Below are 12,148 nucleotides of genomic sequence, written 5' to 3' on the forward strand. Positions count from 1 at the left end.
AGCCGACCATGAAAGACAGTATTCGCCACCTGATCCAGCAAGCCCTTGACCGCCTGACCGCCGACGGCGTGCTGCCGGCTGGCCTGACGCCGGCCATCCAGGTGGAGAACACCAAGGACAAGAGCCATGGCGACTTCGCCAGCAACATCGCCATGATGCTGGCCAAGCCGGCCGGCATGAAGCCGCGTGACCTGGCCGAGAAACTCATCGCTGCCCTGCCGGCTGACGAGCAGATCACCAAGGTGGAAATCGCCGGCCCGGGCTTCCTCAATTTCTTCCAGAACAGCGATGCCCTGGCCCAGCGCCTGGAAGCCGCGCTGGCCGATGCCAAGCTCGGCGTGCGCAAGAACGGTTCGACGCAGCGCGTGGTGGTCGACCTGTCGGCGCCCAACCTGGCCAAGGAAATGCACGTTGGCCACCTGCGCTCGACCATCATCGGCGACGGTGTGGCGCGCGTGCTGGAGTTTCTCGGCGACGAGGTGATCCGCCAGAACCACGTCGGTGACTGGGGCACCCAGTTCGGCATGCTGCTGGCCTTCATGCAGGAAAACCCGGCCGCCGCCGAAAGTGAGCTGGCCGACCTCGAAGGTTTCTACCGCGCCGCCAAGAAGCGCTTCGACGAATCGCCGGAGTTCGCCGACCGCGCGCGCCAGTTGGTGGTCGAGCTGCAGGCCGGTGACGCCGAGTGCCTGCGCCTGTGGCACCGTTTCAACGACATCTCCCTCTCGCATTGCCAGGCGCTGTATGACCGCCTCGGCGTCAAGCTGAGCATGGCCGACGTCAAGGGCGAGAGCGCCTATAACGACGACCTGCCGCAGGTGGTCGCCGATCTCGCCGCCAAGGGCCTGCTGACCGAAGACAACGGCGCCCAGTGCGTGTTCATGGACGAGTTCAAGAACGCCGAAGGCAACCCGCTGCCGCTGATCGTGCAGAAGGCTGGCGGCGGCTACCTGTATGCCACCACCGACCTGGCGGCTACCCGCTACCGTGCTGGCACGCTCAAGGCCGACCGCGTGCTGTACTTCGTCGACCAGCGTCAGGCGCTGCACTTCCAGATGGTCTTCGCCTGCGCCCGCCTGGCCGGCTTCGTCCCCGCCAGCATGGATCTGGAACACATGGGCTTCGGCACCATGAACGGCCCGGACGGTCGCCCGTTCAAGACCCGCGACGGCGGCACGGTGAAACTGGTGCAACTGCTCGATGAAGCCGAGCAGCGCGCCTACAGCCTGGTCAAGGACAAGAACCCGGAGCTGGCCGAAGACGAGCTGCGGCAGATCGCCCGCGTAGTGGGCATCGCCTCGGTGAAATACGCCGACCTGTCCAAGCACCGCGCCAGCGACTACAGCTTCAACTTCGACCTGATGCTGAGCTTCGAGGGCAATACCGCGCCGTACCTGCTGTACGCCTACACCCGTGTAGCCAGCATCTTCCGCAAGCTGGGCAAGGGCGTAGACGAGATCGACGGGCAGATCACGCTGGTAGCCGACCAGGAACAGGCCCTGGCTGCCAAGCTGGCGCAGTTCGCCGAGCTGCTCGGCAACGTCGCTGAGAAAGGTACGCCGCACATCCTCTGCGCCTACCTGTACGACATCGCCGGGCTGTTCTCCAGCTTCTACGAGAACTGCCCGATCCTCAGTGCCGAGGACGAAGCCACACGCAACAGCCGTCTGCGCCTGGCCGCCCTCACCGGCCGCACCCTCAAGCAGGGCCTGGAGCTGCTCGGCCTGGAAACCCTGGAGCGGATGTAAATGGCCGCGCGCAAGAAGCCGGCGCCGAAACGCGGCGCCAGTCGCTATCAGGCACCGGCGAAAAAGCCGGTGCCCGGCTGGATCTGGCTGGCCTGCGGCCTGGTGGTCGGCGGCTTCTTCATGTTCCTGTTCAGCCTCGAACCGGGGCGTGACGAAGTACGCCGCGACAAGAGCGAACAAGCGGCCAAGAGCAGCAAGGTCGAGCCCAAACCGAAGGCGGACGAGCCGACCCGACCCAAATACGACTTCTATACCCTGCTGCCGGAGTCCGAGGTGATCCTGCCGCAGGCGCTGGAGGAAACCCCACCGCCTGCGCCCGAGCAAAAGCCGGTGACGCCGGAGGAAGCCGCGAAGATCGATGCGGCCCGTGCCGAAGCCGCGCTCAAGGGCGAAGTGCCGCCGCCGGCTCCGCAGGTGATCGCCAATGCGCCCCTGACCACGCAGTTCTTCCTCCAGGCCGGCTCGTTCCGCCGTCGCGAAGATGCCGATGCGTTGCGGGCGCAGATCATCCTGCTCGGCCAGAGTGTGCAGGTCGAAGCCGGCAAGGTGCGCGATGAAACCTGGAACCGCGTCCTGGTTGGCCCCTTCGCCACCCGCGAACAACTCGCCGCCGCGCAGAAATCCCTCGCCGCCAGCGGCTTCGGCAATCTGTTGTTGCAGCAGCGCCAAGTCCGCTGATCAGCGATTCCCCCGCTGGCGGTTGAAAAGCCGCAGCGGGCACCCCATCTGATTTTCCATCCGGGCAATTCGCCCCGCAGCGTGGAGATTCACCCTTGACCACCATCGTTTCAGTACGCCGCCACGGCAAGGTCGTGATGGCTGGCGACGGCCAGGTTTCCCTCGGCAACACCGTCATGAAGGGCAACGCCAAGAAGGTGCGCCGCCTCTACCACGGTCAGGTGCTGGCCGGCTTCGCCGGTGCTACCGCCGATGCCTTCACCCTGTTCGAGCGCTTCGAAGGCCAGCTTGAGAAACACCAGGGCCATCTGGTACGCGCCGCCGTAGAACTGGCCAAGGACTGGCGTACCGACCGCAGCCTGAGCCGCCTGGAGGCCATGCTGGCCGTGGCCAACAAGGACGCTTCATTGATCATCACCGGCAACGGCGATGTGGTCGAACCCGAGGAAGGCCTGATTGCCATGGGCTCCGGCGGCAACTTCGCCCAGGCCGCCGCCCGCGCCCTGCTGATGAAGACCGACCTGTCCGCCCGTGAAGTGGCCGAAACCGCGCTGGGCATCGCCGGCGATATCTGCGTCTTCACCAATCATCATCAGACAGTCGAGGAACTGGACGCCCCCGAGTGACGTCCGTTCTTCCATCCCGATTCGATAGCGAGCCCGATTCCATGTCCATGACGCCCCGCGAGATCGTCCACGAACTCAACCGCCACATCATCGGCCAGGACGACGCCAAGCGCGCCGTGGCCATCGCCCTGCGCAACCGCTGGCGGCGCATGCAGCTGCCGGCCGACCTGCGCCAGGAAGTGACGCCGAAGAACATCCTGATGATCGGCCCGACCGGCGTCGGCAAGACCGAGATCGCCCGCCGCCTGGCCAAGCTGGCCAACGCGCCGTTCCTGAAAGTCGAAGCGACCAAGTTCACCGAGGTCGGCTATGTAGGCCGCGATGTCGAATCGATCATCCGCGACCTCGCCGATGCCGCCGTGAAGATGCTCCGTGAGCAGGAAATGGTCAAAGTCCGCCACCGCGCCGAGGACGCTGCCGAGGAACGCATCCTCGACGCCCTGCTGCCGCCCGCGCGCCAGGGCTTCGGTGACGAGCCGGCCCGTAACGAGGATTCCAATACCCGTCAGCTATTCCGCAAGCGCCTGCGCGAAGGTCAGCTCGATGACAAGGAAATCGACATCGAGGTGGCCGAATCACCCATGGGCGTGGAAATCATGACGCCGCCGGGCATGGAGGAGATGACCAGCCAGTTGCAGAACCTCTTCTCCGGCCTCGGCAAGGGCAAGAAAAAGAGCCGCAAGCTCAAGGTCGTCGATGCCCTGAAACTGGTACGCGACGAGGAAGCCGCGCGCCTGGTCAACGAGGAAGAGCTCAAGGCCCGCGCACTGGAAGCCGTCGAACAGCACGGCATCGTCTTCATCGACGAGATCGACAAGGTGGCCAAGCGCGCCAACGCCGGTGGCGCCGACGTTTCCCGTGAAGGCGTACAGCGCGACCTGCTGCCGCTGATCGAGGGCTGCACGGTCAACACCAAGCTGGGCATGGTCAAGACCGACCATATCCTGTTCATCGCCTCGGGCGCCTTCCACCTGAGCAAGCCGAGCGACCTGGTGCCCGAGTTGCAGGGTCGTCTGCCGATCCGCGTCGAACTCAAGGCGCTGAGCCCGGAGGATTTCGAGCGCATCCTCAGCGAACCGCACGCCTCGCTGACCGAGCAGTACAGCGCGCTGCTGAAGACCGAAGGGCTGGATATCGAGTTCACCGAAGACGGCATCAAGCGTCTCGCCGAGATCGCCTGGCAGGTCAACGAGAAGACCGAGAACATCGGTGCGCGCCGCCTGCACACCCTGCTCGAACGCCTGCTGGAAGAAGTGTCCTTCAGCGCCGGTGATCTGGCTGCGCAGCACGATGGCCAGGCCATTCGCATCGACGCCGCCTACGTCAACGGCCATCTCGGCGAGCTGGCGCAGGACGAAGACCTGTCGCGCTACATCCTGTAAACCTGTCGCACGATCGAGTCGCCGGTGGGCGGCGCCATTCTGTAGGAGCGGCTGGGCGGCATTCCGCTTCAGCCGCGAAATTCGCGGATAAATCCGCTCCTACAGGACGGTGCAATCACTCACCAGGGCGTAGCGCCTTCTAAAGATTACGGAATTCAGCCATGCCCATTCCCAGCGCGATCAAACTGCACAAGGCGTCGAAGACCCTGGAGCTGCGTTACGGCGAACAGAGCTACTCGCTCAGCGCCGAGTTCCTCCGCGTGCACTCACCCTCTGCCGAAGTCCAGGGGCACGGCAAGCCGATCCTGCAAACCGGCAAACTCCATGTCGGCCTCGAACGTATCGAGCCCGCCGGCAACTATGCACTGAAACTGTGCTTCGATGACGGCCATGACAGCGGCCTGTTCACCTGGGATTACCTCTTCGAGCTGGCCACCCGCCAGGAGAGTCTGTGGGCCGACTATCTGGCGCAACTGGCCGCAGCGGGCAAATCACGTGACCCCAGTGAATCCGTCGTCCGCCTGATGCTCTGACACTCGGCAGCAAAACCTCGCCGCAGAGCGGCCGCTCCGTCTTTCCTGTTCGATGCCCGGTAGTTAGAACGATTTTTCTAAACTATCGCGGCATACTCCTGCGCCATCGACCAGCTTGCCTAACGGCAAAAACTCGGGTAACCAAGGAACTGGCAGGTTCCCTGCATTTGGCTCAACCAGATGCACGCATGACGCGGACTCGATCCGCCCCCGGCAACCCGAGCAGTACCTGGCCACTGTTTCGCCGTGAGCATGGCCGGTACGCGACTCAGGACATTGGAGCGTCGTAGATGAGTGAAAAGAACAGCGAAGACCTGAAACGCCAGGCTTCGGAAAACACACTGGGACTCAACCCGGTGATCGGCATCCGCGGCAGGGATCTTCTGACCTCTGCCCGCATGGTGCTCGGCCAGGCACTCAAGCAACCCTTCCACAGCACCAAGCACATCACCCACTTCGGCCTCGAACTGAAGAACGTCCTGCTCGGCCAGTCCGAACTCAAGCCCGAGGATGGCGACCGCCGCTTCGCCGACCCGGCCTGGAGCCAGAACCCGCTGTATCGCCGCTACCTGCAAACCTACCTGGCCTGGCGCAAGGAGCTGCATGACTGGATCGAGCACAGCTCGCTATCGGAACAGGACGCCAGCCGTGGTCATTTCGTGATCAACCTGATGACCGAAGCAATGGCGCCGAGCAACAGCATGGCCAACCCGGCGGCAGTCAAACGCTTCTTCGAAACCGGCGGCAAGAGCTTGCTCGACGGCCTGTCGCACCTGGCCAAGGACATGGTGCACAACGGCGGCATGCCGAGTCAGGTGAACATGGAGGCCTTCGAAGTCGGCAAGAACCTGGCGACTACCGACGGCGCCGTGGTGTTTCGCAACGACGTGCTGGAGCTGATCCAGTACAAGCCGGTAACCGAGAGCGTGCACGAGCGTCCGCTGCTGGTGGTGCCGCCACAGATCAACAAGTTCTACGTCTTCGACCTGTCGCCGGAGAAGAGCCTGGCGCGCTTCCTCCTGCGCAACCAGGTGCAGACCTTCATCGTCAGCTGGCGCAACCCGACCAAGGCGCAGCGTGAGTGGGGCCTGTCCACCTACATCGAGGCGCTCAAGGAGGCCATCGACGTGGTCTGCGCCATCACCGGCAGCAAGGACGTCAACATGCTCGGCGCCTGCTCCGGCGGCCTGACCACCGCCTCGCTGCTCGGCCACTACGCCGCGCTCGGCGAACAGAAGGTCAACGCCCTGACCCTGCTGGTCAGCGTGCTCGACACCCAGCTCGACACCCAGGTGGCGCTGTTCGCCGACGAGAAGACCCTGGAAGCGGCCAAGCGCCGTTCCTACCAGGCCGGCGTGCTGGAAGGCAGCGACATGGCCAAGGTCTTCGCCTGGATGCGCCCCAACGACCTGATCTGGAACTACTGGGTCAACAACTACCTGCTCGGCAACGAGCCGCCGGTGTTCGACATCCTCTACTGGAACAACGACACCACGCGCCTGCCCGCTGCGCTGCACGGTGAGTTCATCGACATGTTCCAGACCAACCCGCTGATCCGGCCGGGCGCGCTGGAAGTCTGTGGAACGGCCATCGATCTCAAGCAGGTCAACTGCGACTTCTTCGTCGTCGCCGGCACCACCGACCACATCACGCCGTGGACGTCCTGCTACAAATCGGCGCTGCTATTCGGCGGCAAGTGCGAGTTCGTGCTGTCCAACAGCGGCCACATCCAGAGCATCCTCAACCCGCCGGGCAATCCCAAGGCACGCTACATGACCAACAGCGAGATGCCGCTGGATCCGGCGGCCTGGCAGGAGAGTGCGACCAAGAACGCCGACTCCTGGTGGCTGCACTGGCAGAAATGGCTGGCCGAACGTTCGGGCAAGACCAAGAACACCCCGACCAGCCTGGGCAACAAGAAATACCCGGCCGGCGAAGCCTCGCCTGGTACCTATGTGCACGAGCGCTGATCGACCGCGCCCCGTGCGCAACAGCATGCGGCACTGGGAAGTGCCGCACGCCACGACGGCCTGGCCGGACGTGGCGAACCAGGCGTGTCCTGGTCATTCTGGTAGCGGCCGGGACGGTCGTCACCAGCGCTCAACTCGATAGGGGCTGCGCCCATGCCGCAACCATTCGTCTTTCGTACCATCGACCTCGATGGGCAGACCATTCGCACCGCGGTGCGCCCCGGCAACGGGCAACTGGTGCCGCTGCTGATCTTCAACGGCATCGGCGCCAACCTGGAGCTGGTCATGCCCTTCGTCGCGGCGCTCGACCCGGACATGGAGGTGATCGCCTTCGACGTACCCGGCGTCGGTGGTTCCTCCACGCCAGCCACGCCCTACCGCTTCCCCGGCCTGGCCAAGCTGGCGGCGCGCATGCTCGATTACCTCGACTATGGCCAGGTCAATGCCATCGGCGTGTCCTGGGGCGGCGCCCTGGCGCAGCAATTCGCCCATGACTACCCGGAGCGCTGCAAGAAGCTGATTCTCGCGGCCACCTCGGCCGGCGCGGTGATGGTGCCGGGCAAACCCAAGGTGCTCTGGCGTATGGCCAGTCCTCGGCGCTACGTACAGCCCTCTTACGGTGTTCGCATCGCCCCGGACATCTATGGCGGCGCATTCCGCCGCGACCCCAAGTTGGCCATGGCGCATGCCAGCAAGGTGCGCTCGGGCGGCAAGATGGGCTATTACTGGCAACTGTTCGCCGGCCTCGGCTGGACCAGCATCCACTGGCTGCACAAGATTCGCCAGCCGACGCTGGTGATGGCGGGCGACGACGATCCGCTGATCCCGCTGATCAACATGCGCCTGCTGGCCTGGCGTATTCCCAACTCGGAACTGCACATCATCGACGACGGCCACCTGTTCCTGGTGACCCGCGCCGAAGCGGTGGCGCCGATCATCATGAAATTCCTCGAGGAAGAGCGGCATCGCGCGGTGATGCACCCCCAGCCGGCACCGCTGCGTCACTGAATGGATGACTGGCAGACCGCCAGCAGGTTGACCGCACCAGCCTAGTGCGCGATGTTCAGGATGCTCGACGAAAAGGCCGCTCGCGGCCTTTTCCATTCTCGACGCGGCAGTCTGGAATGCACCTCTTGCGCGTCTGGTACAGGCCTTGCTGCGAATGGATCAGGAGCTTCGGCTCCCGACAGCAGCGCCTAACAGTGTCTACACGGTTTGACGATGGAGTGTTGCCCCATGCGAGACAAGTCGAATGCCGGCGGTTTGCCGGCGCCTGCTAGCTTTCTCAATGCCCAGAGTGCGGTAGTCGGCGTGCGCGGCCGCGACCTGCTGTCCACCGTGCGTCTGCTGGCAGGCCACAGCCTGCGCAATCCCCTGCACAACGCCCGCCATCTGCTGGCGTTCGGCGGTCAGTTGGGCCGCGTGCTGCTCGGCGACACCCTGCACAAGCCCAATCCGCAGGACGCCCGCTTCAGTGACCCGACCTGGCACCTCAATCCCTTCTACAAGCGCGGTCTGCAGGCTTACCTGGCGTGGCAGAAGCAGCTCAATGCCTGGATCGAGGAAAGCGACCTGCCGGCCGATGATCGTGCCCGTGCGCGTTTTCTCGCCGCCCTGCTCGGCGATGCCCTGTCGCCCTCCAACAGCCTGCTCAATCCCCTGGCGATGAAGGAGCTGTTCAATACGGGCGGCAGCAGCCTGCTCACTGGCGCGCGCCATCTGTTCGAGGATCTGCTGCACAACGACGGCATGCCCAGCCAGGTCAGCAAGCACGCCTTCGAGGTGGGTCGTAACCTGGCCTCCACGCCGGGCGCCGTGGTCTTTCGCAACGAGCTGCTGGAGCTGATCCAGTACAAGCCGATGAGCGAGAAGCAGTACCTGCGCCCACTGCTGATCGTGCCGCCGCAGATCAACAAGTACTACATATTCGACCTGTCCAACGACAAGAGCTTCGTCCAGTACGCCCTGAAGAACGACCTGCAGACCTTCATGATCAGCTGGCGCAACCCGGATCCCCGGCATCGCGAATGGGGCCTGTCGAGCTACGTACAGGCGGTCGAGGAAGCCGTCGACGCCTGCCGCGCGATCACCGGCAGCAAGGACGTTAACCTGCTCGGCGCCTGCGCCGGCGGCCTGACCATCGCCGCCCTGCAGGGCCATCTGCAGGCGCGCCGGCAACTGCGCAAGATCGCCAGCGCCACCTACATGGTCAGCCTGCTCGACAGCCAGATCGACAGCCCGGCCATGCTCTTCGCCGACGAGGAAACCCTGGAGTCGGCCAAGCGCCGCTCCTATCAGAACGGCGTGCTCGATGGCCGCGACATGGCCCGGGTATTCGCCTGGATGCGCCCGAACGATCTGATCTGGAACTACTGGATCAACAACTACCTGCTCGGCAAGCAGCCACCGGCCTTCGACATCCTCTACTGGAACAACGACAACACGCGCCTGCCAGCTGCCCTGCACGGCGATCTGATCGACTTCTTCAAGCACAATCCGCTGACCCGCGCCGGTGCCCTCGAGGTCTGCGGCACGCCGGTGGATCTGAGCAAGGTCACCCTCGACAGCTTCAGCGTGGCCGGCATCAACGACCACATCACGCCCTGGGACGCCGTGTACCGCTCGACCCTGCTGCTCGGCGGCAATCGCCGCTTCATCCTCTCCAATAGCGGCCACATCCAGAGCATTCTCAACCCACCGGGCAACCCCAAGGCCAACTACTACGAGAACACCAAGCTCACCTCGGATCCACGCGCCTGGTTCCATGACGCCCAGCACCAGCAAGGCAGTTGGTGGCCACTGTGGCTGGAGTGGATCCAGGCCCGCTCGGGCGAACAGCGTGACACGCTGATGGCCCTGGGCAGCGCCAAGCATCCGCCCATGGAAGCAGCGCCAGGCAACTACGTGCATATCCGCTGAAAACGATGGCCGGCGTCATACCGGCCAGGCTATCGTCACGCCCCAGGCGCCCCGAAAAAGAAGACACGGATGAAAACCCGCGAGCGCATCCTGCTTACCGCCCTGCAACTGTTCAACGAGCAGGGCGAGCCCAATGTCTCCACGCTGGAAATCGCCAATGAGCTGGAGATCAGCCCCGGCAATCTCTACTACCACTTCCACGGCAAGGAGCCGCTGGTGCTGGAGCTGTTCGAGCGTTTCCAGGCCGATATGGCGCCCTTGCTCGACCCGCCGGCCGATGCCCGTCTGGACGTCGAAGATTACTGGCTGTTCCTGCACCTGATCGTCGAGCGGCTTTCGCAGTACCGCTTTCTCTTTCAGGATCTGTCCAACCTGGCCGGGCGCCTGCCGAAACTGGCGCGTGGCATTCGCCACTGGCTCAATGCGCTCAAGCGCACCCTGGCGGCACTGCTGGCGCGGCTGATGGCCGAAGGGCAGTTGGTCAGCGGCACGCGCGCGCTGGGACAACTGGTGGAGCAGATCACCCTGACCCTGCTGTTCTCGCTCGATTACCAGCGCATCATCGACCAGGACGGCGAGGTACGCCTGGTGGTCTACCAGATCATGATGCTGGTCGCCCCGCACCTGGTGCAGCCTGCGCGCGGTACCGTCGAGCACCTGGCCCAGCGTTATCTGGAAGCCTGACGCTCGATACCGCAGCCTATGATCGTAAGGCGGGTGTAACCCGCCAGGGCGCAGATGGCGGGTTGCACCCGCCCTACGCGACGCCGTACCCCAAAATGCAAACGCCCGGCACTGGGCCGGGCGTTTGTGCTTCCAAGAGACTCAGGAAGCGCTGGCTGGAGTGGCCGGAGTAGCAGCAGGGGCCGGGGCCGGCGCAGCGGCTGGGGTCGCAGCAGCAACCGGCGCCGGTGCAGCTGGCTTCGCAGCAGCCTTGGGCGCAGCGGGTTTCTTCGCCGCTGCCGGCTTCTTCGCCGCAGCCGGTTTGGCAGCTGCTGCGGGTTTGGCTACCGGTTTCGCGGCGGCCTTGGCAGCGGGTTTCGCAGCTGGCTTGGCTGCCGGTTTGGCAGCGGCAGCAGCCGGTTTCGCCGCAGCCGCTTTGGCCGGAGCCTTCGCAGCAGGTTTGGCTGCCGCTTTCGGTGCGGCCTTGGCAGGCGCTTTCGCGGCTGGCTTGGCAGCGGGTTTGGCGGCCGCTTTCGGCGCAGGCTTGGCCACCGACTTGGCGGTCACGCCAGTCAGCTTCTCCAACTGCTTGGTCAGGGTGTCGACCTTGTCGTTGAGCGCCTTCACTTCATTGCGACTCGGCACGCCCAGACGCGAGATGGCGTTGTTCAGACGCTTGTCGAACGCTTCCTCCAGCTCGCTCCACTTGCCAAAGGCCTTGCCCTTGACCTCATCGACCTTGGACTTGGCTGTGCCAACGCGGGAGCCGACGCTGGTCTTCACCGCATCCACCTGCTTGTCGACTTCGGTCTTGGCCAGCTTCTCGGCCTTCTCGCCATCCTTGACCAGCGTGTCGAACAGCTTGGTGCCGTCCTTGCTGACCTTGGAATAGGCCCCCAGGCCCGCCAACCAGATCTGGCGCGAGTATTTCTCGACCTCGCCGATCCAGGAGCTGGTCTGCTTTTCGGTTTTCTTCTTAACAGCCATCCTGATCTCCTTACTTGGTACGCGCGACGTGCTCGAGCAACGCGCTCAGCTCGTCCAGCTTAGCAGAGAGCACTTCGACATCCTGCTTGGACGGGATGCCGATGCGGTTGAGCGCTGCGGCCACCCGAGTATCGAAAGCCTTCTCGATCTTGTCGAGTTGAACCTCGACCTTGCCTTTGACGCTGGTGACGTTGCCATTGACCGACTGCTTGACCGAGTCGATCTGACTATTGGCGGCTTCGAGCTGCTCATCGACCAGCTTCTTGCCCTTGGTTTCGACGCCCTCACCGGCCTTGACCAGCTCCTTGAAGTAATCGAGCCCCTCGGCACCTGCCTTGGCGTAAGCACCCAGGCCGGCGAGGTAGATCTTGCGGGCATAGCCCTTCACGTCAACGAACAAGCCAGCCTTGTCTTCGACCACGGCTTCGACTTTTTTCTTCACGGCTACTTTCGACATGGTGCACCTCACGCGCTGTGACAGTTAGCGGAAACGCCCACTGAGTGCAGGCTTGGGTACACCCTAAGGAGAAAAATTAGAAATCGCATACTAAGAGCGGCGGCTAGCTGTGATCTCTCAGTAGGTTGTTCATCCGGGGCATTCCCGGAATTCTGGAAGCGCGACCAACACAGCCTTCCAGGAGC

11 protein-coding genes are annotated in these 12,148 nt (G+C 63.9%); 9 read left to right on the top strand and 2 right to left on the bottom strand.

Annotation, left to right across the window (positions count from 1 at the left end):
- Nucleotides 1-8 precede the first annotated feature (8 nt).
- The 9 genes from argS (at nt 9) to VC352_RS12425 (ending at nt 10,540) form a co-directional block, all read left to right on the top strand.
- Entirely contained in the window at nt 9-1,748 is a 1,740-nt protein-coding gene (gene argS / locus VC352_RS12385) for an arginine--tRNA ligase (protein WP_322979855.1), read from the top strand.
- Nucleotides 1,749-2,426, top strand: coding sequence for an SPOR domain-containing protein (locus VC352_RS12390; RefSeq protein ID WP_322979856.1), 678 nt, complete (start codon nt 1,749-1,751; stop codon nt 2,424-2,426).
- Nucleotides 2,427-2,521: 95 nt separating this feature from the next.
- Entirely contained in the window at nt 2,522-3,052 is a 531-nt protein-coding gene (gene hslV / locus VC352_RS12395) for an ATP-dependent protease subunit HslV (RefSeq protein ID WP_273252316.1), read from the top strand.
- 41 nt (nt 3,053-3,093) lie between these two features.
- On the top strand, nt 3,094-4,434 hold the full coding sequence (gene hslU / locus VC352_RS12400; protein ID WP_322979857.1) for an HslU--HslV peptidase ATPase subunit: 1,341 nt from the start codon (nt 3,094-3,096) through the stop codon (nt 4,432-4,434).
- A 161-nt stretch (nt 4,435-4,595) separates the two neighbouring features.
- Complete coding sequence (locus tag VC352_RS12405) at nt 4,596-4,967, top strand: DUF971 domain-containing protein (protein ID WP_322979858.1); 372 nt, start codon at nt 4,596-4,598, stop codon at nt 4,965-4,967.
- Between the two features lie 290 nt (nt 4,968-5,257).
- Complete coding sequence (gene phaC, locus VC352_RS12410; protein WP_322979859.1) at nt 5,258-6,937, top strand: class II poly(R)-hydroxyalkanoic acid synthase; 1,680 nt, start codon at nt 5,258-5,260, stop codon at nt 6,935-6,937.
- 153 nt (nt 6,938-7,090) lie between these two features.
- On the top strand, nt 7,091-7,945 hold the full coding sequence (gene phaZ / locus VC352_RS12415; protein ID WP_322979860.1) for a poly(3-hydroxyalkanoate) depolymerase: 855 nt from the start codon (nt 7,091-7,093) through the stop codon (nt 7,943-7,945).
- Between the two features lie 228 nt (nt 7,946-8,173).
- Nucleotides 8,174-9,856: a class II poly(R)-hydroxyalkanoic acid synthase gene (phaC, locus tag VC352_RS12420; protein WP_322979861.1), complete on the top strand. Its 1,683-nt coding sequence runs from the start codon at nt 8,174-8,176 to the stop codon at nt 9,854-9,856.
- 69 nt (nt 9,857-9,925) lie between these two features.
- A complete protein-coding gene (locus VC352_RS12425) occupies nt 9,926-10,540 on the top strand; it encodes a TetR/AcrR family transcriptional regulator (RefSeq protein WP_322979862.1) in 615 nt (204 codons plus the stop codon).
- Between the two features lie 141 nt (nt 10,541-10,681).
- Here VC352_RS12425 and VC352_RS12430 read toward each other — a convergent pair whose 3' ends face one another.
- Together VC352_RS12430 and VC352_RS12435 are read right to left on the bottom strand one after the other, a co-directional pair.
- On the bottom strand, nt 10,682-11,506 hold the full coding sequence (locus VC352_RS12430; RefSeq protein ID WP_322979863.1) for a phasin family protein: 825 nt from the start codon (nt 11,504-11,506) through the stop codon (nt 10,682-10,684).
- Between the two features lie 10 nt (nt 11,507-11,516).
- The gene (locus VC352_RS12435) at nt 11,517-11,963 is read right to left on the bottom strand and encodes a phasin family protein (protein WP_322979864.1); all 447 of its coding nucleotides are present in this window, start codon (nt 11,961-11,963) and stop codon (nt 11,517-11,519) included.
- Between the last annotated feature and the right edge of the window lie 185 nt (nt 11,964-12,148).

It is taken from the genome of Pseudomonas sp. C11, assembly GCF_034683865.1.
Classification (GTDB): Bacteria; Pseudomonadota; Gammaproteobacteria; order Pseudomonadales; family Pseudomonadaceae; genus Aquipseudomonas.